Raw genomic sequence first — 24,056 nt, forward strand, 5'->3', positions numbered from 1 at the left:
CTATGCGCAATTCAACTGCGCAGCCGGCGCCCACGTCCACGCGCTCTCATCCGTACGCCAGGTTCGTCGCGGGCCGGCGTTCGAAATGGGTGGTGCTCGCCTTCTGGGTGCTGCTCATCAGCATCGGCGGGACACTGGGCGCCAAGCTCGGCACCGTTCAGAACAACGAGCCGGTGAGCTGGTTGCCGGCCAACGCCCAGTCCACCCAGGCCGTCAAGGTGGGCGAAGAGCACTTCGCCGACAAGAACATCAGCGAGGCGGTCATCGTGTACGCCCGCGACGGCGGGCTCACCGCGGCCGACCTCGGCAAGGTCAACGGCGACCGCAGCCGGCTGACGGCAGAGCGGGCCGCCGTACAGACCATCCCGCAGCCGGCCGTGTCGTCCGACAAGGAGTCGGCGTTCCTCACCGTTCCCCTCCGGTCGTCGAAGAACGACAACGCCGTGCTCGGCGACGCGGTGGACAAGGTCGACAAGATCGTCAAGGGCGGTGCTCCGAGCGGTCTCGAGATCAGGGTCGGCGGCCAGGCCGGCACCCTCTCCGACTACATGGACGTCTACTCCGGCATGGACGGCGTGCTCCTGGGCGTCGCACTCCTGCTCGTCGCCGTGGTCCTGCTGGTCACCTATCGCAGCCCCGTCCTCTGGTTCATCCCGCTGCTGTCGGTGCTGCTGGCCAGCCAGGTGGCGAGCGGTGTGGTGTACGTGCTCGGCAAGTACGGCGGACTGCACGTCGACGGGTACGGCACATACCTGCTGATCATCCTGACCATCGGTGTCGGCACGGACTACGCGCTGCTGCTCATCGCCCGTTACCGCGAGGAGCTGCGCCGTCATGAGGACCGTCATGAGGCGATGGCCCTGGCGGTGACCCGCAGTCTGCCCGCCATCGCCGCGTCCGCCGGAACGGTGACCATCGCGGCGTTGTGCCTGCTGTTCGCCAGCATGAACTCCACGCGTGGTCTCGGGCCCGTCGTGGCCGTCGGGGTCGTGGCCGTGTTCCTCGCCATGGTCTCCCTGCTGCCCGCTCTGCTCGTCGTCTTCGGCCGCTGGGTGTTCTGGCCGTTCGTTCCCCGCCACGCCCCTGATCACGAGGAGAACGCGGAGAAGGGGCACGGCAGTTGGGCGCGGGTGGCGCAGGCCGTCGGACGGCGTCCGCGCGCGATCTGGATCGGCAGCGCGGTGGTGCTCGTGGCCCTGGCGTTCGGCTCCACCGGCCTGCAGACCGGGCTCACCCAGTCCGAGCAGTTCACCAAGACGGTCGACTCCGTCGCGGGCCAGAAGCTGCTCGCCCATCACTTCCCGGCGGGTTCGTCCGCGCCCATCGACGTGTACGTGCCCAGCGGAGGCGCGGCCACCGCGCTCGCCACGGTCGAGCGGGTGCCCGGAGTGACCTCGGCCAAGGCCGTGGCGTCCGCGGGCGGGTGGACGCACATCAGCGCCGTTCCCGGCTCGGCGCCGGACTCTCAGGGCGCCCGGCAGACCGTCGAGCGGATGCGAACGGCCCTCGCCGGCAGCTCGGCCTCGGCCCATGAGGCTGTCGTCGGCGGCCAGACCGCCGTCGATCTGGACACCTCCAACGCCGAGGCGAAAGAGGAGAAGCTGCTGATTCCCCTCATCCTCGGCGTCGTGCTGATCATGCTCATCGGGCTGCTGCGCGCGCTCGTGGCACCGGTCGTCCTGCTGCTGTCGGTCGCGCTCTCGTACGCGGCCGCCATCGGAACCGCCGTGCTCCTGTTCAACGCGCTGGGACACCCCCGTATCGACCGGAACCTGCTGTTGTTCGGCTTCCTGTTCCTCGTCGCGCTGGGAGTCGACTACACCATCTTCCTGATGACACGCGCCCGTGAGGAGGTCCAGCGGCGCGGACACCGCGAAGGCGTTCTCACCGGCCTGACCGTCACCGGAGGCGTCATCACCTCGGCGGGACTCGTGCTCGCGGCCACCTTCAGCGTGCTCGCGGTGCTGCCGACCGTCGGATCCCTCCAGCAGGGCCTGCTCGTCGCGGTGGGGCTGCTCCTGGACACGTTCATCGTGCGCAGCCTGCTCATCCCGGCGCTCGCCCTCGACATGGGACCCATCACCTGGTGGCCGTACCGCCCCGGCGGCCGGCCCACCACGGAAGCGGCCGCCCCCAGCAGCCTCACCGAGGCGTCCGTTTCCTGACCGGGCACAACGACAGCGGAACACGATTCAGGGGCTCGGACCGGTGGTCCGAGCCCCTGAGCGGCTTTTCTACGACTTCACCCAGGCGGAATTGTGCTGGGTGAAGCCGATGTGCGGATAGTAGTCCGTCGCGGCGGGCGCCGACAGCAGCACGATCTTGGCCTGCGGCGCCTCTTTCCGCGTCGCGTCGATGAGGGCCCTTCCGATACCGGACCGCTGGTGCGCACGGCTGACGGCTATGTCGGAGAGGTACGTCACGTAGGAGAAGTCCGAGACGCTCCGTGCGATGCCCACGAGTTCACCGTCGACACGGCAGGTGAGGACCAGATTGGCGTTTCGTACCATCGCAGCCATGCGCTCGGTGTCCGCTATCGGCCGGCGCTCGCCTAGCCCCGACGTCCGGTAGACCCGCAGGACCTCGTCCAGGTCCAGATCGGTGCCGTTCTCGCGCTCAATGTGCCAGGTCACGGAGAGTCTCCAATCGCTTGAGGATGACGTCGTGGTGGACCAGGAAACGCTCTGGCCGCAACGGCCCGATATCAATTCCCTCGGCCCGGAGCAGGCTGCCGAAATCCCCGCCGGCGGAGATGGCGCCGTTCGCCGCGGCCTGGACCGCCCGGTAGGCCCGTTCACGCTCGGTGCCGCCCTCCAGCAGGTCGGCCAGCACCGCCGAGCTGTAGGCCAGGCCGTTGGTCCCGTCGATCGCCGAGCGCATCCGTTCCGGGAGCACCTTGAGCGCCGCGACCAGGTCCGCCGCCGCGTTCGTCTGGTAGTGGGCGACGATCAGCGCGTCCGGCACGGCGACCCGCTCCACGGACGAGTGGGACAGATCCCGTTCGTGCCAGAGTGCCACGTCCTCCAGCATCGTCCCCGCGTATCCGCGCAGCAGCCGGGCGAGGCCCACCAGGCGCTCGCTGGTCGTCGGGTTGCGCTTGTGCGGCATGGCGCTCGACCCCTGGTAGGCGGCCGTCCGGTGCTCCTCCACCTCGCGGACCTCGCTGCGCGACAGCAGCCGTACCTCGGTGGCGATCTGCTCGATGCAGGCGCCGAGCGTCGCCACCGCCTGCAGGAGCTGGGCGTGCCGGTCGCGGGCCACGACCTGGCTCGGCGCGGACTCCACGCCGAGGCCGAGTTCCGCGCACACATACTCCTCGACGAAGGGGTCGATCAGCGCGTAGGTCCCGACGGACCCGGAGATCGTGCCCACCGCGACTTCCTCGCGCGCGGCCTCCAGCCGCCGTACGCAGCGGTCGATCGCGAAGGCGAACCCGGCGAGCTTGTGGCCGAACGTCGTGGGCTCCGCGTGCATCCCGTGGGTACGCCCGATGCACACCGTGCCCCAGTGCTCGACCGCCCTGTCCGCCAGCACGCCGCGCAGCCGCGCCACCGACCGCAGCAGGACGTCGCAGGCGCGGGCGAGGTTGTACCCCAGCGCCGTGTCCACGAGGTCGTAGCTCGTCATGCCGAGGTGCACCCACCGGGCGGAGTCGTCGGGGACGTTCTCGCAGAAGGCGGTGAGGAAGGAGAGGATTTCGTGGTCGCGCTCGCGCTCCAGCTCCGCGACCCGCGCCGCGGACGGCACCGGTGCACGCAGGATGTCCGCGACCGCGCTCCCGGGAACCCGGCCGAGTCGTGCCTGCGCCTGGGACGCCAGGACTTCCACCTTGGTCCAGGTGGCGTAGCGGGCCTGGTCGGACCAGAGCTCCGCCATCTCTGGCAGCGAATATCGAGAAATCATGGCTGAATTCCTCCGTAGGTGTAACTGCCGTTCTCAGAATACTGATTCGCACGGCGGTCTGTGGCAGGCTATCGCCGACGCTTCCCCGAATTTCTTCGTGCGTGCTGTGGTTCGGGTGCGTTCTCTCCGCAGTTGAACCGGCGGGACCGGTCGACTCCGAGAATATTTCTTCGAACTTGCCCCGGTGGGCCCGTTCCTCGACTTCCGCAGGTTGCGCGGCATTTGGTCGGCGGCGTGTAGTGGTGCTGTGTCAGTATCCACTGCAGCCATCAGCGCGAGAAACCGGCAGCCGATCTGCCGAAGTGTCCGGGAAACAAGAGAGTTGTTTCTCCATGGTCATTGCACGGTCGCTGAACATGTGGAGACCGTGCTTGCCGCGATCCGCGAAACGGACCAGGGACTCAATGCGTTCGTCGCGGTCGCGGGTACCCGTGCCCTGCAGGAGGCGGAGGCGGCCGACCGGCTCATCGCCGACCTCGGCGAGGCCGCCTTCCGCAACCGGCCGCTGCTCGGGGTCACGGTGTCGGTGAAGGACCTCATCCAGACGCGGGACCTCCCCACCACCAGGGGATCCCTGCTGCCGAACGACCGGGTCGCCGCGGACGCGCCCGCCGTGGCCCGCCTGCGGGCGGCCGGCGCGATCGTGGTGGGGAAGACGGCGACGTCGGAGTACGGATGGAGCGCGAGCACGGTGAGCAGGGTGGCCGACCCCACCCGCAATCCCTGGGACCGCACCAGGACCGCCGGAGGATCGAGCGGCGGTTCGGCGGCCGCGGTGGCGGCGGGGCTCGGCACCGCGTCCGTCGGCACCGACGCCGCCGGCTCGGTCCGTATCCCCGCGGCGTTCTGCGGCGTGGTCGGGTTCAAGCCGTCCTTCGGCCGGGTTCCCTACGTCCCGCCCGGTGCCGAGCTGTTGGCACACGTCGGGCCGCTCGCGCGGAGTGTGGCCGATGCCGCCGTCCTGACGTCGGTGCTGGCCGGCCCGGATCACCGCGACCCCGACTCGCTGGGCGGTTCACCGATGCTCACCACGGAGCTGGCTCCGCTGCGCATCGCCTGGCTCGAGTTCCCCGGTACCTCCGACGAGGTCCGCAGGGCCACCGAGGACGTCCTGCCGGTACTGACCGGACAGGGACACCGCGTCGAACGCATCGAGGTCCCGTTCCCCGACCCGTATGCCCTCCTGGTGGACACACTCGCCGCCACCGAGGCGAGCAGTACGGCGCCCGAGGACGACGAGTGGTGCGACCAGGGCCGGCTCGCGGTCGTGCGCTACGGGCGCTCCCTGAGCGGCGCGGCGGTCATGCACGCCTGGGAGGCCAGGCTGGCCCTGCGGACGAAGCTCGGCCTGGTGATGGACGACTACGACTACGACCTGCTGGCCATGGCGACCGTTCCCACCGAACCGTTCGCCGCCGACGCGATCGCCCCGTCCTGGGCCGCCGACCCGGACGACCTGAAGTGGCTCGCCTGGTCGCCCGCCACCTACCCGTTCAACATCACCGGCCAGCCGGCCCTGTCCCTTCCCGTCGGCCTCACGTCCTCCGGGTTCCCGGTCGGGCTGCAGCTGGTGGGCCGGGTCGGCGACGACCACCTGGTGCTCTCGGCCGCCGACCGGATCGAGGCGGAGCTGGGACTCACGATGGTGCCGCCCGGCGGGCCAACGAAAGGGGAACACTCATGATGTCCAGGCCATGGTCCCTGCACGGCGGCGAGAGCGGCGTCGGACGCCCCTCGTTCGTCGCCGAGTTCGGGCTCTGGGACGACCGGCAGGCCGCCGCGGCCGAGCAGGCCGAGGTGCAGCTGGACGAGGTCGATCTGGTGCGGGTCGTCTTCTGCGATCCGCACGGGCTGGCCCGCTCGAAGACGGTGCCGGCGGATGTCTTCCGCACGGTGCTGCGCAACGGCATGGACTTCAGCGCCGGGCCGTTCCTCTTCGACACCGGCCACGCCGTCGCCGTCGACTTCCTCGCCGACTCCGGCACGGGGGTCGACGAACTGCTCGGCGCGGGCGACTTCGTGCTCGTCCCCGATCCGCGCACCTTCCAGGTACTGCCCGGCACCGAACCGAGGACCGCCTGGGTGCTCGGGAACGAGTACCTGCGTGACGGCACCCCGCACCCGCTGGCCTCCCGCAACGTCCTGCGCCGAGTCTGCGCCGAGTACACGAGGCGCGACCTGGCCCCGGTCATCGGGCTCGAGGTCGAGTGGTACCTCACGCGCCGCCTCGGCGGGCCGCCCGGGAACGCGGGGAACGGGTTCGGCCTGCAGGGGGCCGCCCCGGCGGTGGAAGCGATGAACCCCGGCTACCAGTTCAACCTCGACAGCTACTACGACTCGGTGGCCGGGGTGACGGACCCGCTGGCCGGGATGCTCATGGCACTCGGTCTGCCGCTGCGCACGATCGAGCACGAGTCCGGTCCCGGACAGATCGAGACGACCTTCGGCCCGATGCTGGCCCTGGACGCGGCGGACGCGATGCTGTTGTTCCGCACCCAGGTCAAGCAGATGTGCAGGCGGCGCGGCTTCCACGCGTCCTTCATGACGCTGCCGCGCCTGGACGGCTTCGACCCCAGCGGCTGGCACCTGCACCAGTCCGTCACGAGCACGAAGACGAACGTCAACCTGTTCGCGGCGGAGGACAGCGCGCTCGACCGGATCTCCCCCGACGGAGAGGCCTATGTCGAGGGCCTCCTCGCCCATGCGCGGGAGTTCTGCCTGCTGTCCGTTCCGACCGTGAACGGCTACCGGCGGCTGGCTCCGCAGGTCACGTTGGCCCCGACCTCGGCCGACTGGCGCTTCGAGGACCGCAGCGCGATGGTCCGCGTGCTCAGCGGCGACGCCTCGACGCACGCCGAGAACCGGATCGGGGAACCCTGCGCCAACCCTTACCTGGCCATGGCCTCGCAGCTCTACGCGGGCCTGCAGGGGTTGACCTCCGGGCCGCCGGCGAACCGGGACGCCCATCCGGCGCTGCCGAGGTCGCTGCGCGAGGCGCTGGACGCGTTCCGCGAGAGCAGCGCCGCCGAGGCACTGCTCGGAACGCCGCTCAAGACCTGCCTGACGAAGCTGAAGGAGAGCGAGGCGTCGCGATTCGACGCCTGGTGCGCGGCGCATCGCCCGGCCGCGGACGAGGTGACCGAATGGGAGCACCGCGAGTACTTCGGTGACTTCTGAACACATCAGTCCGTGCTACCCAAATGAAAGGAAGACCGTCATGTCACGGTACGACTGGGGCGAGACGAATCCGGGCATCGAAAGGCTCGAGGACGCCATCGAGCCGGCCCGTCAGAAGGTGATCAGTCACCCGCTGTACCAGCAGCTGAACACCGTGGGCGCGGTGGTCACGTTCATGGAGCACCATGCCTTCGCGGTATGGGACTTCATGTCGCTGCTGAAGAGCCTGCAGCGCAGCCTGACCTGTGTCGAGGTGCCCTGGGTGCCGTCCGGACCGACCGGCAGCCGCAGGCTCATCAACGACATCGTCCTCGTCGAGGAGAGCGACGAGCTCGGCAACGGCTTCATCAGCCACTTCGAGCTGTACCTCGACGGCATGCGCCAGGCGGGCGCCGACGCGTCGCGCATCGACGCCTTCATCGGCCGGCTGCGGGACGGCCGCCCGGTCCTGCCTTCGCTGGAGGAGGCGGGCGTGCCGGCGCCGGCGGCCGAGTTCGTGGCCACCACCTGGGAGATCATCGAGAACGCTCCGGTGCACTGCCAGGCCGCGGCGTTCGCGTTCGGCCGTGAGGACCTGATCCCCGACATGTTCGACCAGGTCGCCGCGTTGAATGCCGAGTTCGGTGCGCTGTCCACGTTCGTCGACTATCTCCGGCGGCACATCCAGGTGGACAGCGAGGAGCACACGCCGATGGCGATGCAGATGCTCGCCGACCTGTGCGGCGATGACAAGGAGAAGTGGACGCAGTGCGAGGACACCATCAACCTCGCTCTCGCGGCACGGACCAGGCTGTGGGACGGAATTCTGGACGACATCCTCGAGCGCTCGCGCCGATGAGACCTGAACCGAGGTGAGTACGAGATGCCGTGGACGAAAGATACGCCTTCAGTGGTGAGCACCGGGCGCGACGACCGGATTGCCGAGCGATCCCGCAATGAGAACTGGAAGAAGCCGCCGCGTCGCATCGAGACGTCGGAATGCATCACGTGTGACCTGTGCCTGCGCAACTGCCCGTCCGAATTCGGGGCGATATTCAATCACGGGCTCGACGTCGTGATAGTGCCTGAACTGTGCTCCGGCTGCCCGGTGTGCGTGATGGTCTGCCCGGTCGACTGCATTTACGTGGACGAGCATTGGAGCCCCACCGAGGACCAGATGTGGGATCACATCGCCCCGACAGCCGAAGGAGGTGCGCCATGACCTTGCCCGTCGAGTGGGAGTCCGCGTCGTCCCGCAGGGAGGCGCTGGCGAAGGCACGGCAGAGCCGTCGGCCCAGCAGGCTCGGCCAGCGGGCGGGAAGCGCTGCCGAGCCGGACTACCTGATGGCCGAGGACGCCGGGTTCCCGGGGCTGCTGAAGCGAACCTGGCAGCAGGCGAACGTGGCACCGGACCTGCCTGCGGCCGTGGACGTCCTGCTCACGCTCGCCGGACACGTCCCGGCGGACATTCAGTTACGCGCGCTGCCCGCACCGCAGGAGTGCGCGCTGAAGGTCCTGTTCGGCAGGTCATGGCGAGCACCCGGCCCGGGCAGCGCCACCGCCGATGACGTCACACCGGCCTTCCTCGGTGAGATCGGGCTGAACACGAGCGGCCGGGTCGTGGTGCGCGTCCCGTCGCAGGGCCCGCTGGCCGCCGACGAGGACCTCGTGGGCGGCGTGCTCCGTGTGCCGTGGTCCGAGCGCGACCTGGCGGACTACCGGGCCGAACTCGCGGCCGCCACGGCGCGGTTGCGCGACTCGGTCGCCGACTGCCGCGCATGGCTGGCGGAGGCCGGCCCGGACGGCCGCCGGGACATGCTGCAGAACCTGCAGGAGGCGGCCCTGCGGACGGCACCCTTCGTGCTGTACGCCGGAGACCGGCAGTACACCAACTTCCGCGACCGGAACACGCTGACCGGACGAACGCTGTGGCCGGGACACCCGGACTGCGCCCTGAGCAGTCTGGCTGCGGTCCCGCTCGACCTGTGGTCGGACAGCGACGTGCTGATGGTGGCCTGCCTCACGCTGCTGGTGCGGTCGGCCGGCTTCGCCCGGATCGAGGAGGCCAACGGGACGCAGCTCACGATCGACCACGTGGCCCACCTTCTGGAGCGGACCCGCCTGGCGTACAACGGCGGCCCGGGCGCACCGGAGGTGCCGCCCGCGGCCTCGAACCGGGTGGCGGCGCTCAACGATCTCGCGGAGGCGGTCGCCCGACGGCGCCGGGAGATCACCTCGAAGGTCCAGCTCTACCGCGAGATCCACGGCCCGCTGATGCACAAGGTGGAGCGGGTCGCCGGACCCCTCACCGACGACGCGCGGCGCCTGGAGGCGGAGCTGTGCGCCCGGGTGCGCGACCGGCTCCCGGTCAGCGGCGACACGTTCGGCGAACTGGGCGCCGGTATCGAGGCGTCGCCCGGGTGGCTGACCGAGCCCCACGGGGCGTTCGGGACGGGTCTGGAGTCCCTGGTGTACGAGACCGTGTCCGCGGTGACGGCGGTCTTCGACGCCGACTTCGCGATGAGCCGGGGCATGCGGTCGTTGACCGCGCTGGTCAAGGCGCTGCGTGAGCAGGACTGGCCCAGGATCGCCACCTGGGACCTCCCGCACTTCTTCTGCTGCGTCGTGCCTGCGCCGCACGCCCGCCGGTACTTCGGGAACTCCGCCACACACATGGCCGACACCGCGTGGTCCATCTCCGCGCGGATGCGGTTCAACTCGTGGCACTTCCTGGTCGGCAATCTGCCGAAGGTTCCCGAGATCGCGGCCCGTGACTACTTCGTCCCGCCCACGATCCCGGACATCTCGTACCACTCCGACCAGCACCATCACGGCCATGTCGCGGCCAAGGTGCGCTTCAGCATCCGCAGCCCGCAGGCGGTGGAGGTGCTCGGCCGGACGTTCAACGGGTTCATCGACCTGCGGCTGCTGCGCTGCGAGGGCCCGCCGTTCGGCGAGCAGGACATGCTGGCCGCCCATCGCACCTCGGGCTTCATCGCCAAGGCCACGAGTCTTGCCGCGGCGCTGGTCGCCGACGGCGCGGACCTCGAGATCACGAAGTTCGACTCCCGGTGGCACTGGGAGCAGATCGCCGCGTAGAGCAGAACTGGTGGGGCCCCTGGCCTTCTCGGTCAGGGGCCCCACGAGCGTTCTTGCGGCCGGGCCGGTCAGGCCACCACGGGCTGCGACGCGGACCGGGTGTGGACGGCCCGGTAGGTGTTCCGGTCGGCGGCGGTCGTCAGCGAGTCGCGCCTGTCCCGGGACTTGCGGCGCGCTGCCGGCTGCTCGTCCCCGGCCAGTGCGCGGAAGGCGTCGTAGGACTCCTTGCCGTCCCACTGCGAATAGACCACCACGAAGTCGTTCTCCGTGCCGACGGTCTTCAGCTCGCCGCCGGTGCCCTCCAGGTTGCGGGAGCGGATGCCGCGCATCACGCTCTGCGAACGGTAACCCGGCACGTCCACCAGCCAGTCGTGGGCCGCTCCCAGGACGGCGATCAGGTCGCTCTGGTCGGACGGCCGCACGCCGAGGATCTCGATGGCCGTGTAGTCGTCGCGGTCGGGCGAGATCTCGGTGACGCCGCCCAGCGAGGGGTGGCGCTGGCCCAGCTCCACCTCGGTCTGCATCAGCCGGACGAACGTCGTGATCTCCTTGAAGACCGGAATCGTGTGGTGCTTGAACTCGTCGGCGGAGTAACGCGATTCCAGGTCCTGCTTGCCGCGCCACTGGATGAAGTTCGCGGTTCCCGGCTTCTCCTGGCCCCGGTGCACCGTGCTGGAGATCCAGCCGGGGAAGTCCGCCGTGTCGACGATCGACCGCATCTCGGTGACCAGACGGTCCACCCGTTCCAGCGCATCGGTCTTGAACAGGTTGATGACCGTCAGGTACCCGTCCTCGGGATTGATGAATGGCATGTTCTTCCTCGCATCCTTTGGTTACCGTGCGCCCGCCGCGGCGGGCGCCACGACCTGGTTAGTGACCCTGGTCCGGCCGGCCGAACCAGCGGGTCAGGGCGTCCTGCAGACCGGCGGCCTCGGATCCGCCGGAGCCGATCCACGCGATGTAGCCGTCCGGCCGCACCAGCGCGGCCCCGACGTCCGCGAGCACGCCCTGGGGGCGGGACGCCGTGGTGACGACGTCGACCCGGTCGGTCCACGGCTCGGCGGCCGCGCGCAGCTTCTCGTCGTCGCTCAGGTCCAGGACGAGGCCCCGCCCGGCATGCAGGAACCCGAAGGTGCTCGCCCTGCCGTCCGTGCCGAAGTCGCCCGTGAGCTCGGCATCCGGCAGGCGCCGGCCGAGCAGCCGGTGGTCTCCCTCACCGACCTCGTAGTGGATGTCCAGACCGGTGACCATGCCGACCAGCAGCTTCTGGACCTCCTCGTAGGCCAGCAGCTCGGCGAAGACCGCCCGCATCGGCTCCATCTGGTCCCCGCCCAGGTACAGAGTGCGCTGGGCCAGGGTGTTGGCCAGGATGCGGGCCGCCACGGGGTGCCGCTCGGTGTGGTAGGTGTCGAGCAGCCCGGACGGGGCGTGACCGTGGATCTCGGCGGCGAGCTTCCACCCGAGGTTCACGGCGTCGCCCAGGCCCGCGCTGATGCCCTGGGCGCCGATCGGCATGTGGATGTGCGCCGCGTCCCCGGCCAGGAAGACCCGGCCCCGCCGGTACTCGCCGGCCTGCCGGCTGGCGTCGGTGAAGTAGCTGATCCACAGCGGTGTGGCGCCGTGGATGTCCTCGCCGGTCACACGCTGCAGGGCGTCGGCCACCTCGTCGAACGTGGGCGGTTCCGTGCTCGGTCGCACGCCTGCGCCCCGCTCGAAGACGACCACACGGGTGGCGTTCGGTCCGACGGGCAGCACGACGACCATCCCCGTGGCGCCCAGCTCCCCGGTGGGGCGCAGCCGCAGCCCGCTGTCGGCGACATCGGCCATCAGCATCTCGATGGTCGCGTCGTAACCGGGGAAGTCGATACCGGCCAGGGTGCGGACGGCGCTGCGCGCCCCGTCACAGCCCACCACGTATGCGGCACGCAGACGGCGCGGGCCGTCCTGCGTGGCGAACTCCGCCTCGGCCCCGTCGTCTTCGGCGGTCAGCCCGGTGAGCTCCCAGCCGCGCCGGACCTCGGCGCCCAGACCGGTCGCCCACCGCGCCAGGACGGCCTCGGTGAACGCCTGCGGCACTCCCCGCACACCGAAATTGCCGCCCGGCACAATGGTGTAGTCCAGGGGCAGACCACCGAAGTGACCGAACGGGATGACGCCCATGTCGCCGAACTGCGGCAGCAGCCCGCGCTGGCCGAACTCCTCTATGGTCCGGGCCGAGAAGCCGAGCGCGCGCGACTGCTTCATCGGCTCGGTCAGCCGCTCCAGTACGACGGTCCTGATTCCGGCAAGGCGCAGTTCGCCCGCGAGCATGAGTCCGGTGGGTCCGGCCCCCACGATGACGACGTCCGTGTCAAAGTCCTGCATTTTCCTTCCTACCTTCCACGCGCAGCAGCTTCCCGATCGCCTGGTCCAGGTCTTCCTCGTGGTCATCGGCCCAGGCGACGTAGCCGTCGGGCCGCAGAAGGAGGGTGGTGACCCCCGGGAGGGAACCCTCCTCGTCGATCGCGTGAATCGTGGAGATGCCGCATCGGCCGAGGCCGTCGGACGAGGGTGTGAGCCGGACGAGGACGGGCTCGGTGCCCGGCGCCGGCAGCGGGCCGGTTTCCGTCCGCAGCCGCAGGTTCGCGATGCGCCGCCCGGTCGGTGCCGGCCCGGGCGGGCCGTACCGGTCGTCCAGGTTGCCGGCGACCCTGGCCAGGTGGGCACGGACCCGGTCCAGGCCGGCCAGCTCGGAGAGCACCGTGCGCAGCGGCTCGATCCCGACGCCGTCGAGCAACAGGGCTTCCTGAGCCGCGACATGGTGGAGCACCCGCGCCGCGACCGGATGGCGCTCGGCGTGGTAGCTGTCCAGCAGCCCGGGCGCCGCCCAGCCGTTCACCGTGCCGGCGAGCTTCCAGCCCAGATTGACCGCGTCCTGGAGCCCGACGTTCAGTGCCTGGCCGCCGATCGGCATGTGCCAGTGGGCGGCGTCGCCGGCCAGCAGCACATGGCCCCGCCGATAGGAGCCGGCCTGCCCCGTGGAGTTGTCGAAGGCGTCCAGCCACACGGCGTTCCCGCCGGATATGTCCTCGCCGGTCACCTTGTCCCAGAGCCGCACCACCTCGACGAACTCCGGCGGCCCGGTACGGCCGGCCACGCCCTGGCCGGCCGCGTGCACCATCACCCTCGTGACACCGTCACGGGTCGCCGCCACCGCGAACCCGGCTTCGAGCCGTTCGAACCTGCGGTCGCGGATCCGAAGACCCGTCACATCGGCCCTCAGCAGCTCCTTCGTCGCCGGCGTGGCCGACACCGGGAACCCGCACAGCCGGCGCACGGTGCTACGGGCACCGTCGCAGCCGACCACGTACCGTGCCTGGATGTGCCGATGGCCCCGGGGTCCCCGGACCCCGCAGACGACGTGGTCCGGCAGCTCGGTGATCTCGGTCAGTTCGTGCGCCCGCAGCAGGGTCGCGCCCAGCCCTTCGGCACGCTCGCCGAGGACGGCCTCGGTCCGGTACTGGGGCACCTTCCAGTTGCCCGCGTACGCGCTGTCGAGGCCGGACAGGTCGAACCCCAGCCCGCCGAAATGCGCGCGCGGCTCGTGCGCGGCCTCGTCGAGCAGTGCGTCGAAGCCGCGCTCGTGCAGCAACTCGGCGGTCAGCGTGGTGAGTTGGCTGGCCCGAGACTCGTTCATCGGGGCGGCCAGGCGCTCCACGACGACCACCGGGACCCGGGCCCGCCCGAGCTCACAGGCCAGCAGGAGCCCGACCGGCCCCGCACCGACGATGACGACGGGCGCGGCCGCCCCGGGACCCGTCACGACGCCGCGCGCCTGCCGTCGTCGCGCTCGGCGTAGGCCTTCGCGAGGCCCAGGGTGGCCAGGCTGTTGCCGCTCAGGGCCTTGCGGACGAACTCCTGTGCGGTCGCCAGGTCCGCGTCCTCGCCGAGCACCTCGGTGATGCGTGCCGTGTTGATCCGCACCGTGTGACGCGACGTCACGGTGACCCCGCCCCCGTCGCGCTCCTCGATGAGCCACCGCCCGGTGTGCAGTGTCATCAGCGCGGGCAGGACGATCTGCTTGTAGACGATGCTGGTGAACGGCCTGCACACGCGCACGGACCGCGTGGTGTGCACCCGTCCGTCCTTCGTGGTGGTGTCCATCTCCAGGATCTGCAGCCCGGGCGTCTCCTCCTCCAACGACACCCTGGCGACATGCGGGAGCCGCTCCGACCACAGCTGGGCCTCGTTCAGGAAGTCGTAGACGTCCTTGGCGCTGCCGTCCACCGACACCGTGTCGTCGAACGTGATCAGCCGGTCCGAGCCGGTCGGCTCCGCGCTCGTCCTGAGCGCCCGCAGCTCCGACTCGCTGTTGCGGTCGACCGCCCGGCTGATCCATTCGAGATCGGCGGGGTCGTCGCTCGCGGCGAAGAAATCGTGCAGCAGGCGCACCCGGCATTCGGAGTCGGAAACGGGCTCCACCACCCATTGCCCGCCCATGCCGCCGACCGGGTGCTGGGACCGCTCCTGACGGAAGGAGACGCTCATGCGCTCCGGGTCGTGCCGGCGCCTGGACGTCCAGGTCTTGGCCGTGCCGTTCGCGGTCGCCCAGAGCCGGATCACCTCCGCGTCCCCGTCCCTCTCGACGCACTCGGCGTGCACGGTCGGGGGAAAGACCTCCGGCCACCCTTCGACGTCCGCGATCAGCGCGTACACCCGCTCGGCGGGAGCGGCGACGCTGATCTCGTGTTCCGTTTCACGCACCGCGCTCGTAGTGGTCACGCTTCTTCTCCTCTGAGTACCGGGACGTCTGACGGGCTGATGCGGGCGGCTGGGTGTCGGGGGACTCGCCGGCCTGCCGGGGCGCGCCGAACCAGCGCTGCAGCGCCTCGGCGAGGCGGCCTCCGCCCGGGGCGGTCCAGGCGACGTATCCGTCGGGGCGGACGAGCACCGACTCCGTCGCGGCTCCGCCCTCTTCCGGGCCGGCGGGGAAGCTCTTCACCCGGACCAGTTCGACGCGGTCGGACCACCCCGCCGCGCACCGGCTCGTACCGTCCGAGTCGTCGGCGGTGATCAGGACGCCCCGCGCCGGGTGCAGCAGCCGTGCGATCCGCTCACGGCCGCCGTCGGCGAGCTCCAGCTCACGGTCGGCCATCCGCCCGCCCAGCAGCGGATGGCCCTGCTCGCCCATGTCGTAGCGGATGTCGAACCCGCCCACCATGCCGGACAGATGCCGTGCCACGGCCGGGACCGCGATGATCTCCGTCATGACGGACCGCATCGGCTCGACCGACTGCCCGCTGAGGTTGAGCGTCCCCTGGGCGAGCGTGTTGCGCAGCACCCGCGCGCCCACCGGGTGCCGCTCGCCGTGGTAGGAGTCGAGCAGTCCGTCGGGGGCCCAGCCCCTGACCGTCGCGGCCAGCTTCCAGCCGAGGTTGACCGCGTCCTGCACGCCGATGCTCAACCCCTGGCCACCGGCCGGGAGATGGATGTGGGCGGCGTCCCCTGCCAGCAGCACCCGGCCACGCCGGTACTCGGTGACCTGACGCGTGGCGTCGGTGAAACTGCTCACCCAGCGCGCCCGGCCGGCGTGGATCGACTCACCGGTCAGCCGCTGCCATGCGTCCGCGACCTCGGCGAAGTCCACCTGGCGGCTCTTGTCGGGCCGCGTCCCGTTCTCGCAGACGATGATGCGGAAGTAGTCCTTCTCCAGCGCCGCCGCCATGACCATGCCGTTCGGCACCAGCTCGCCGATCATCCGCGGGCGGATGTCGCACCCGGTGACGTCCGCCAGGTACATCTCGCGAGTGGCGTCGGAGCCGGGGAAGCCGAAGTCCCCGAGGCGTCGGACGGTGCTCCGCCCGCCGTCACAGCCGACCAGGTGGCGGGCCGAGTACTCCTCGGGGCCGTCGGGCCCCTGCACGATCGCGGTGACGGCGTCGCCGGTGTCGTTCAGACCGGTCAGCTCGTAGCCGCGACGCAGCGTCACACCGAGTTCCAGCGCCCAGCCCTCGAGCATCTCCTCGATCCGGTACTGGGGCGCGCCGCGCACTCCGAAGTGCGAGCCTTCGAGCACCCCGTAGTCGATCGGGATGCCGCCGAAGTGGCCCTGCCGGGTGATCTCGATGTTCTCCAGCCGTTCGAGAATCCCGCGCTGATGGAATATCTCGGTCGCGCGCGCGGTGAAGCCGATCCCGCGCGACTCCCAGCTCCGCTCGGTCCGCTGCTCGAAGACGATGACGTCCGCGCCGCCGAGACGGAGCTCACCGGCGAGCATCAATCCCACCGGCCCGGCACCGATGACGATTACATCTGTGTCCATTTCCTGTCCTCAGCTACGAGTGCTGTGTCTGGGACCGGCTTCGCGCGCCGGGATTCAGACGGGTATCGCCTCGATGATCGAAATCGGCGCGGTGGTGGGAATCACCCTGGTGACCTTCAGGCCCGCCTTGGCGAACAGCTCGGTGTACTGCGCCTGCGTGCGTTCCCGAGCGCCCAGCATCAGGAGCAGCCACAGGTCGATGATGTTCCCGAGGTGCCGCTCGTTGTTTCCGTCGAGCACGTACTCGATCACGAGCAGCTTGCCGTCGGGGGAGATCGCCTCACGCACGTTCTTCAGGAACGTCAGGCAGTCGGACTCCGTGAAGTCGTGGATGATGTGCTTGACGACATAGGCGTCGCCGCCCGCCGGCAGCTTGTCGAAGTGGCCGCCGGTCTCGATCGTGACGCGCTCGCCGACGCCCGTCTCGGCGAACAGCGAGGGCGAGTCCACGGTCGCCTGCTCGGAGTCGTACAGCACACCGCGCGACTCGGGCGCCTGCGAGAGGATGCCCGCCAGAAGGTTGCCGCGCCCGCCGACGACGTCCACGATCGTGCCGAACCGGGAGAAGTCGTAGGCCGCCAGCACCGGATCGGTCTCCGACAGCGAGAGGCCGCCGAACGCCTGGAAGAACACGGGCGCGTACTCGGGGTTCGCCATGAAGAAGTCGTATGCGCCCATGCCGCGCAGTTTCGGCAGGTTGGGTTCGCCGGTGCCCACGGAGCTGAGCAGGTGTCCCCATTCCTCACGGAGCAGGGGGTGGCCCATCAGCATGGCCATGGGGCGCATCGAGTCCGGCGCGTCCTCCCGCAGCGCGTCGCCGATCGGTGTGAGCCTGAACCGGCCGTCCGGCTGCACCGCGAACACCGCGTAGCCGGAGAGCGCGCGCAGCAGGCGGTACGTCGCGTCGGGGTCCGATCCGACACGCTTGGCTATCTCCTCCGCGGGCAGCGGTCCGTCACGGAGCACATCTGCTATGCCGAGCTTGGCCGCGACAGAGATCGCCTGGGTGATCACCGCTCCCTGAATCAGGTCGAGCAACGCGTACGCGGCAGACTGGTCGCGTACCTCGGGAATTGCAGACATGGATTTCCTCCCGAATTCTTCGCCGGTGGCTGCCGACGATAGGGCGGCGCGTCTTGAGCCCGCAACTTCCGCTTTACGGGCTCCTCTTGACGGAACGTTCAACTGGGGAATCCACGCGGTCGAACCGAGTCGGTCGACTCGTATTCGACCGAGACTGAGGGAATGCCTGTCAGGCTGCTGCGACACCTTTTTTCACGAAGGAGCAGGCCGAATGGCGGACATCGGACAGCAGGTTGCGCTGATCACCGGAGGAACGAGCGGAATCGGTCTGGCGGTTGCCGAGACGCTGGCGTCTCGCGGCCTCAAGGTCTTCATCTGCTCGCGGAACCCCGAAACAGTCCAGGAGACGGCCGGCAAGCTCCGGTCGAACGGGTACGAGGCCGACGGCGTGGCCGCGGACGTACGGCGTCCCGACGATGTGAAGCGCCTGGTGGGTGCCGCCGTGGAGCGGTACGGCCACGTCGACGTCCTGGTGAACAACGCCGGACGCAGCGGCGGCGGCGTGACGGCGGAACTCGCCGACGAACTCTGGTACGACGTCATCGACACCAACCTGAACAGTGTCTTCCTGATGACCCGCGAGGTGCTCAAGTCGGGGAAGCTGCTGGAGCGCGGCTGGGGACGGATCATCAACATCGCGTCGACCGGCGGAAAGCAGGGCGTGGTGCTCGCCGCCCCCTATTCCGCCTCCAAGCACGGTGTCATCGGATTCACCAAGGCGCTGGGTCTCGAACTCGCGAAGACCGGAGTCACCGTCAACGCCGTCTGCCCCGGATACGTCGAAACCCCGATGGCGCAGCGGGTGCGGGAGGGCTATGCCGCACACTTCGACACCACCGAGGAAGCGATTCTCGAGCGCTTCGAGGCGAAGATTCCGCTCGGCCGCTATTCCACGGCCGAGGAAGTCGCCGGACTCGTCGGTTACCTGACCACCGACGCGGCCGCGCCCGTGACAGCGCAGGCGATCAACGTCTGCGGCGGCCTCGGAAACTACTGAGGACCGGTACCCATCGATTTCGAAGTGAGGCGGTAGAGCGCAATGCACAGCACCCTGATAGTCGCCCGGATGCAGCCGCAGTGGTCGACGGACGTCGCCCGGCTCTTCGGCGCGTTCGACCGGACCGACATGCCGGACCGGATGGGGACCAGGCGCCGCGAGCTCTTCAGCTACAACGGCCTGTACTTCCACCTGCAGGACTTCGACGGCGACCATGGCGACGAGAACATCCTGCAGGCGCGGACGGACCAGCGCTTCATCAAGATCAGTGACGATCTGAAGGCCTACATCGAAGCCTACGACCCGGCCACCTGGCGCTCGCCCGCCGACGCCATGGCCACCCGCTTCTACCACTGGGAGGCGACCGGCTGACGGCCCACCCGCGTGCCCGCACAGAACAGGGCCTCCTGATGCTCGGACGGTGTCGTCACCCCGAGTCGCTCAGGAGGCCCTGCTGTCATGCGGCCACGGGCGCGGTCCAGTGGGTGCGAAGCCAGGCGTCGAGCGTGACGAGGTTCGGCCTGATCCGGCGCAGCTCGGCCAGATCGGCGAGGTAGCCCTCGTGCTCGAACCAGTCGAACATCCTGGCCAGGTCCGCGCGAACCGCGCGGAGCGGCTCGATGGGCTGCTGCTCGTAGCGGGTCGGGATGCCGGACACGCGCTCGAACGCCTCGGCCATCTGGGGTCCGGTCAGCTCGTCGCTGGTGATCTCGACCTGCCGGCCGAGCCAGGCGTCCGGGGCGTCGAAGGCGTCCGCGGCGAACGCGCCGATGTCGCTGGGCGCGATGACCTGTACCGGGACATCGGGGCGCAGCCACAGGCCCAGGACGAGCCGGCCGTTCACCCGGCGGGGGCCGATGTCGTGGAAGATGTCGTAGAACATGGTCGGCCGCAGAACGGTCGCCGGCAGGCCGAGCTTGTGCACGTGCTGCTCGATGTTCCACTTGCTCTCGAAGTGCGGGACACCGGTGGAGCGTTCGGCGCCGCCGACCGAGCTGTAGACGAAATGCGTCACGCCGGCCCGGGCCGCGGCGTCGGCCACCGCCATGCCCTGCCGTTCCTCGGCGGCCACCCCGCCGGGCGTCCTGAACGTCTGGACGCTGAACACGCCGTGGATCCCGCGCATCGCCGCTCGCAGCGACGACTCGTCCTCCATGTCACCGCGCACGAGCACCGCGCCGGTGTCCGCGAGCGCCCGTGCCGCGCCCGACCGCGGATCACGCACCAGGGCGTGCACAGTACGCCCACGGCGCAGCAGCTCGCGGGCCACCGCGCCGCCCTGCCGGCCGGTACCGCCCAGCACCAGGATCGTCTCGTCTACCGCCACCGTATGTCTCCATATCTGCTGCCCGCCAAGGCATTTGCCTGGCATGTCAAGGGGATGCCGTTTCCTGCCGTGCAATGCATTTCGGAACGAGTACCGCGAGAAATGAGCCGAGGAATCCTGCTACCACGGAACGACCCCGTCCTCGGACAGACAGGCGCCCGAGGGCCCCGCGTCGTCCAGCAGTGCCAGCCTGACCGCGATCACGGCCCCCTCCGCGGGAGTGCGCTGCCCCTGGTGATGGTTGATGTCCGTGGCCACCACTCCCGGGCAGGCCGTATTCACCTTGATCGGTGTTCCTCGCAGCTCTTTCGCGTACGCGACCGTGAGGGCGTTCAGTGCGGTCTTCGATGACTGGTAGGCGATCATGTTGAGACGTGCGAACGGGGAACCGGGATCGGAATTCAGGATCAACGACCCCACATGGCTGGAGAGGTTGACGATGCGCCCGGCTTCCGAACGGCGCAGCAGCGGCAGCATCGCATGGGTCACGGACACCACGCCGAAGACGTTGGTCTCGTAGACCTCCCGGATGTCGTCGGCGGTCGCCTCACTGGGTGCCCCGGTGAAGCCGCCCGCGATTCCGGCGTTGTTCACCAGAATGTCCAGGCGGCCGTAGCTCTGCTCGATCCGGATCGCGGCGTCGGCCACGGAGGGCGCGTCCGTCACGTCGATCCGCAACGGCACCGCGTCAATGCCCCGGGCCACCAGCGCGTCGGCCGCGAGCTTGCCGCGTGCCTCGTCCCTGGCACCGACGAGGACGACGACCCCCTCTTCGCCGAGCTGCCGTGCTGTCTCGAATCCGATGCCCTTGTTGGCGCCTGTGACAAGCGCGATCTTCTCCACCGGCACGACTGAAGTCCATTTCTTTCGTCGGAGAAGGCAACTTCGTGTCGCCATAAGGCTCTTGTGTTCACAATGGCGGGCTCCATAGTCTTCCGGCATCTCCGAAGTTGCTGTGGCCGCCGGTTCGTTCAACCGCGTGATATCCGCAGTCGAACGGGCGGCCGGTCGGCGACACTTATGCATTCATTGACAGTGCGGAGGGCCGGAAATGAAAACGGGCGTGATAATTGTCGGTGCCGGGCCGGTCGGTCTGCTGCTGGCCGGCGAACTCCACCTGGGCGGGGTCGATGTCACCGTCTATGACAGGCTGACCGCGCCGACCGGGGAATCCCGCGCTCTCGGCTTCAACAGGCGGGCCGCCGAGTCGCTGGACCAGCGCGGACTGCTGCCCCTGCTGGGGGACTTCAGGTGGGGGCCGATGGGGCATTTCGGCGGCGTCCGCATCGACCTCGGGATGCTGGACGAGAACCACAGCGGCGTGCTGGGCCTGTCCCAGGCCAGGACCGAGGAGATGCTGGGAAAGTGGCTGGCGGAACTCGGCGTGCCGGTACGGCGCGGATACGAGGTGACCGGCTTCCGTGAGACACCGGACGGCGTCGCGGTGGCCTTCGACGGTCCTGAGGGCAGCGGCGAGCACACCGCCGGGTATCTGGTCGGGTGCGACGGCGCACAGAGCACCGTGCGCGCCCTGGCCGGCATCGACGCTCCCGGCCGGGAGGCCACGCGGGGCATGTACACCGCGGAGATCACCGGGGTGGCGTTGCGGCCGCGGCCCATCGGCGAGCGCCTCTCCGGCGGCAACATGGTCGTGTGCACCCCGCTGGGCGACGGCCGCTTCCGCATCGTGATCCACGACAAGAGCCTGTCCCCGTGCCCTGCCCCAGGCGCACCGACCTTCGCTCAGGTCGCCGACGCCTGGCAGCGGCTCACCGGTGAGTCCATCCACCACGCGCAGGCACTGTGGCTGTGGGCCTGCGGCAACGCGGCCGCGCTGGCCGACGAGTACCGGCGCGGCCGGGTGTTCCTGGCCGGCGACGCCGCGCACGAAATGCCCCCGCTGGCCGCATGGGGACTCAGCGCCGGCCTGCAGGACGCGGTGAACCTCGGCTGGAAGCTGGCGGCGACGATCAACGGCTGGGCGCCCCAGGACCTCCTCGACACCTATCACGCCGAACGTCACCCGGTCGGACAGGAGTTGATCCGCAACGCGCGGGCGGCGTCGAAGCTGTACCTCGGCGACGCCGACATGGATCCGGTGCGCGGTGTGCTGGGTGAGCTGGTGGCGTACAAGGACGCGGCCGGGCACCTGGCCGGGACGGTGAGCGGGTTGGGGATCCGTTACGACGTGGGTGCGGGTGGCCATCCGTTGCTGGGTCTGCGGATGCCTCCCGAGCGTGAGTTGGTCCTGTCCGACGGCCGTCGTGTGCGGATGGCCGAGCTGTTGCACTCCGCGCGGGGTGTGCTCGTGGCCACGAGCGGTTTCGGCGGGGGAGTGCGGGTCGCGGAGGGCTGGGCGGACCGGCTCGATGTCGTGACCGGCACGTGGGTGTCCGGTCCGGATGGTGCGCTGGATGCGGTGCTGGTCCGGCCGGACGGGTATGTCGCCTGGACGTCTCCCGGCAGCGACGCCGGTCTCGCCGACGCGCTCGGCCGCTGGTTCGGAACCCCCCTCCCCGCCACCGCAACGCCCCGCACCAGCGCCACCGCCCAGCCGGTTTCCAGCGGCACCGACCGAACAGGAGCGCAGGCATGACCAGGGACGTGATAGTCGTCGGCGCGGGTCCGGTCGGGCTGATGATGGCCGGCGAACTCCGCCTCGGCGGCGTCGATGTCGTCGTCTACGAGAAGCTGCGCACCCCGCCACGGGAGTCTCGAGGCGCCAGTTTCACCAGGCGCACCGCCGAGTGCTTCGAACAGCGGGGGCTGCTCGGCAGGCTCGGCGAGACGGAGCCGGCCGACAGCCACTTCGGCGGCGTGCCGATCGACCTCGGCATGTTCGAGGAGAATCACTTCGGGGCCCGGGGCATCTCACAGTTCCGCACCGAGCGGATGCTGGAGGGCTGGGCCACCGAACTCGGCGTGCCGGTGCGGCGCGGATACGAGGTGACCGGCTTCCGTGAGACACCGGGCGGCGTGGTGGTGGACCTCGACGGTCCTGAGGGCCGCGGCGAGGACACCGCCGGGTATCTGGTCGGCTGCGACGGAGGACGCAGCACCGTCCGCAGGCTCGCCGGCATCGGCTTCCCCGGCCCCGACCCCACGCGCGGCTTCTACTCGGCCGACGTCACCGGGATCGAGACCCGTCGCCGGCGCATCGGCGAGGATCTGCCGGGCGGCAGCATGGTCATGGCGATGGACCTGGAGAACGGCGTCACCAGGGTCGTCGTGCACGAGAGCGGCATGCCGCCCAAGGACCGTGAGTCCCTGACGTACACCGAACTCGCCGACGCCTGGCAGCGGCTCACCGGTGAGTCAATCCACCACGGGCAGTGCCGCTGGATCAGCTGCTTCACCGACGCATCCAGGGTGGCCGACGAGTACCGGCGCGGCCGGGTGTTCCTGGCCGGCGACGCCACCCATGTGCAGCCTCCCGCCATGGCCCAGGGGCTGAGCGTGGGCGTACAGGACGCGGTGAACCTCGGCTGGAAGCTGGCGGCGACGATCAACGGCCGGGCGCCCCAGGACCTCCTCGACACCTATCACGCCGAACGCCATCCGATCGGGCAGCAACTGGCACGCAACGCCCGCGCCGCGATCGAACTGCGCCTCACCGGCGAGGAGATGGATCCGGTGCGCGGTGTGCTGGGTGAGCTGGTGGCGTACAAGGACGCGGCCGGGCACCTGGCCGGGATGCTGAGCGGGTTGGGGATCCGTTACGACGTGGGTGCGGGTGGCCATCCGTTGCTGGGTCTGCGGATGCCTCCCGAGCGTGAGTTGGTCCTGTCCGACGGCCGTCGTGTGCGGATGGCCGAGCTGTTGCACTCCGCGCGGGGTGTGCTCGTGGCCACGAGCGGTTTCGGCGGGGGAGTGCGGGTCGCGGAGGGCTGGGCGGACCGGCTCGATGTCGTGACCGGCACGTGGGTGTCCGGTCCGGATGGTGCGCTGGATGCGGTGCTGGTCCGGCCGGACGGGTATGTCGCCTGGACGTCTCCCGGCAGCGACGCCGGTCTCGCCGACGCGCTCGGCCGCTGGTTCGGAACCCCCCTCCCCGCCACCGCAACGCCCCGCACCAGCGCCACCGCCCAGTCCGTCGGCCGGTGACCGGCAGCACGTCCACCCGCCCTCGACTGCCGCTACAGATGCCCCTGCAAGACTCGCCGGGTCGGCAGCAGGGAGGAGCACTCCGA

20 protein-coding genes are annotated in these 24,056 nt (G+C 69.9%); 10 read left to right on the forward strand and 10 right to left on the reverse strand.

From position 1 onward, the window contains the following. Nucleotides 1-2: 2 nt before the first annotated feature. Nucleotides 3-2,165: an MMPL family transporter gene (locus tag ACIRU3_RS39375; protein ID WP_404067329.1), complete on the forward strand. Its 2,163-nt coding sequence runs from the start codon at nt 3-5 to the stop codon at nt 2,163-2,165. A gap of 69 nt (nt 2,166-2,234) precedes the next feature. On the opposite strand, the gene ACIRU3_RS39380 is transcribed toward ACIRU3_RS39375, so the two are convergent. Together ACIRU3_RS39380 and purB are read right to left on the reverse strand one after the other, a co-directional pair. Beyond that, a complete protein-coding gene (locus tag ACIRU3_RS39380; RefSeq protein WP_404067332.1) occupies nt 2,235-2,633 on the reverse strand; it encodes a GNAT family N-acetyltransferase in 399 nt (132 codons plus the stop codon). Continuing rightward, a complete protein-coding gene (gene purB, locus ACIRU3_RS39385) occupies nt 2,617-3,903 on the reverse strand; it encodes an adenylosuccinate lyase (RefSeq protein ID WP_404067335.1) in 1,287 nt (428 codons plus the stop codon). The genes ACIRU3_RS39380 and purB overlap by 17 nt, the downstream gene beginning before the upstream one ends. A 358-nt stretch (nt 3,904-4,261) precedes the next feature. On the opposite strand from purB, the gene ACIRU3_RS39390 reads away from it, so the two are divergent. Genes ACIRU3_RS39390 through ACIRU3_RS39410 form a run of 5 tightly spaced genes read left to right on the forward strand, consistent with a single transcriptional unit; the run spans nt 4,262 to nt 10,158 of the window. Then, nucleotides 4,262-5,587 carry an amidase gene (locus ACIRU3_RS39390; RefSeq protein WP_404067338.1) on the forward strand — a complete coding sequence of 442 codons (1,326 nt, stop codon included), beginning with the start codon at nt 4,262-4,264 and terminating at the stop codon, nt 5,585-5,587. Next, the gene (locus ACIRU3_RS39395; protein ID WP_404067341.1) at nt 5,584-7,080 is read left to right on the forward strand and encodes a glutamine synthetase family protein; all 1,497 of its coding nucleotides are present in this window, start codon (nt 5,584-5,586) and stop codon (nt 7,078-7,080) included. Before ACIRU3_RS39390 ends, ACIRU3_RS39395 begins: the two co-directional genes overlap by 4 nt. Before the next feature lie 40 nt (nt 7,081-7,120). Beyond that, nucleotides 7,121-7,918: a DUF3050 domain-containing protein gene (locus ACIRU3_RS39400; protein ID WP_404067343.1), complete on the forward strand. Its 798-nt coding sequence runs from the start codon at nt 7,121-7,123 to the stop codon at nt 7,916-7,918. Between the two features lie 24 nt (nt 7,919-7,942). After that, nucleotides 7,943-8,281, forward strand: coding sequence for a 4Fe-4S dicluster-binding protein (locus tag ACIRU3_RS39405; protein ID WP_404067345.1), 339 nt, complete (start codon nt 7,943-7,945; stop codon nt 8,279-8,281). Next, nucleotides 8,278-10,158: a hypothetical protein gene (locus ACIRU3_RS39410; protein WP_404067347.1), complete on the forward strand. Its 1,881-nt coding sequence runs from the start codon at nt 8,278-8,280 to the stop codon at nt 10,156-10,158. Before ACIRU3_RS39405 ends, ACIRU3_RS39410 begins: the two co-directional genes overlap by 4 nt. Before the next feature lie 68 nt (nt 10,159-10,226). Here the strand turns inward: ACIRU3_RS39410 and ACIRU3_RS39415 are convergent, their stop codons facing one another. The 6 genes from ACIRU3_RS39415 to ACIRU3_RS39440 are packed head-to-tail and all read right to left on the reverse strand — an operon-like array spanning nt 10,227 to nt 17,542. Continuing rightward, a complete protein-coding gene (locus ACIRU3_RS39415) occupies nt 10,227-10,970 on the reverse strand; it encodes an antibiotic biosynthesis monooxygenase (RefSeq protein ID WP_404067350.1) in 744 nt (247 codons plus the stop codon). A gap of 58 nt (nt 10,971-11,028) precedes the next feature. Beyond that, nucleotides 11,029-12,522, reverse strand: a complete 1,494-nt coding sequence (locus tag ACIRU3_RS39420) for an FAD-dependent monooxygenase (protein WP_404067353.1) — start codon at nt 12,520-12,522, stop codon at nt 11,029-11,031. Further along, nucleotides 12,509-13,960, reverse strand: a complete 1,452-nt coding sequence (locus ACIRU3_RS39425) for an FAD-dependent monooxygenase (protein WP_404067355.1) — start codon at nt 13,958-13,960, stop codon at nt 12,509-12,511. The genes ACIRU3_RS39420 and ACIRU3_RS39425 overlap by 14 nt, the downstream gene beginning before the upstream one ends. Next, entirely contained in the window at nt 13,957-14,919 is a 963-nt protein-coding gene (locus ACIRU3_RS39430; protein ID WP_404067357.1) for an aromatase/cyclase, read from the reverse strand. The genes ACIRU3_RS39425 and ACIRU3_RS39430 overlap by 4 nt, the downstream gene beginning before the upstream one ends. Next, complete coding sequence (locus ACIRU3_RS39435; protein ID WP_404067359.1) at nt 14,894-16,459, reverse strand: FAD-dependent monooxygenase; 1,566 nt, start codon at nt 16,457-16,459, stop codon at nt 14,894-14,896. Before ACIRU3_RS39435 ends, ACIRU3_RS39430 begins: the two co-directional genes overlap by 26 nt. A 54-nt stretch (nt 16,460-16,513) precedes the next feature. Next, nucleotides 16,514-17,542: a methyltransferase gene (locus ACIRU3_RS39440; RefSeq protein ID WP_404067363.1), complete on the reverse strand. Its 1,029-nt coding sequence runs from the start codon at nt 17,540-17,542 to the stop codon at nt 16,514-16,516. Nucleotides 17,543-17,753: 211 nt separating this feature from the next. Here ACIRU3_RS39440 and ACIRU3_RS39445 point away from each other — a divergent pair, with 211 nt between their 5' ends. Both ACIRU3_RS39445 and ACIRU3_RS39450 read left to right on the forward strand, forming a co-directional pair. Then, a complete protein-coding gene (locus ACIRU3_RS39445; protein ID WP_404067365.1) occupies nt 17,754-18,539 on the forward strand; it encodes an SDR family NAD(P)-dependent oxidoreductase in 786 nt (261 codons plus the stop codon). A 42-nt stretch (nt 18,540-18,581) separates the two neighbouring features. Further along, complete coding sequence (locus ACIRU3_RS39450; RefSeq protein ID WP_404067368.1) at nt 18,582-18,911, forward strand: TcmI family type II polyketide cyclase; 330 nt, start codon at nt 18,582-18,584, stop codon at nt 18,909-18,911. Nucleotides 18,912-18,996: 85 nt separating this feature from the next. Here the strand turns inward: ACIRU3_RS39450 and ACIRU3_RS39455 are convergent, their stop codons facing one another. Together ACIRU3_RS39455 and ACIRU3_RS39460 are read right to left on the reverse strand one after the other, a co-directional pair. Further along, on the reverse strand, nt 18,997-19,866 hold the full coding sequence (locus tag ACIRU3_RS39455; protein WP_404067371.1) for an NmrA/HSCARG family protein: 870 nt from the start codon (nt 19,864-19,866) through the stop codon (nt 18,997-18,999). Nucleotides 19,867-19,986: 120 nt separating this feature from the next. Beyond that, a complete protein-coding gene (locus ACIRU3_RS39460) occupies nt 19,987-20,715 on the reverse strand; it encodes an SDR family oxidoreductase (RefSeq protein WP_404067373.1) in 729 nt (242 codons plus the stop codon). A gap of 214 nt (nt 20,716-20,929) precedes the next feature. On the opposite strand from ACIRU3_RS39460, the gene ACIRU3_RS39465 reads away from it, so the two are divergent. Next, nucleotides 20,930-22,462 carry an FAD-dependent monooxygenase gene (locus tag ACIRU3_RS39465; RefSeq protein ID WP_404067376.1) on the forward strand — a complete coding sequence of 511 codons (1,533 nt, stop codon included), beginning with the start codon at nt 20,930-20,932 and terminating at the stop codon, nt 22,460-22,462. Then, on the forward strand, nt 22,459-23,970 hold the full coding sequence (locus ACIRU3_RS39470; protein WP_404067379.1) for an FAD-dependent monooxygenase: 1,512 nt from the start codon (nt 22,459-22,461) through the stop codon (nt 23,968-23,970). Before ACIRU3_RS39465 ends, ACIRU3_RS39470 begins: the two co-directional genes overlap by 4 nt. The last annotated feature ends 86 nt before the right edge of the window (nt 23,971-24,056 follow it).

The organism is Streptomyces sp. NPDC101151 (assembly GCF_044768335.1).
Lineage (GTDB): Bacteria > Actinomycetota > Actinomycetes > Streptomycetales > Streptomycetaceae > Streptomyces.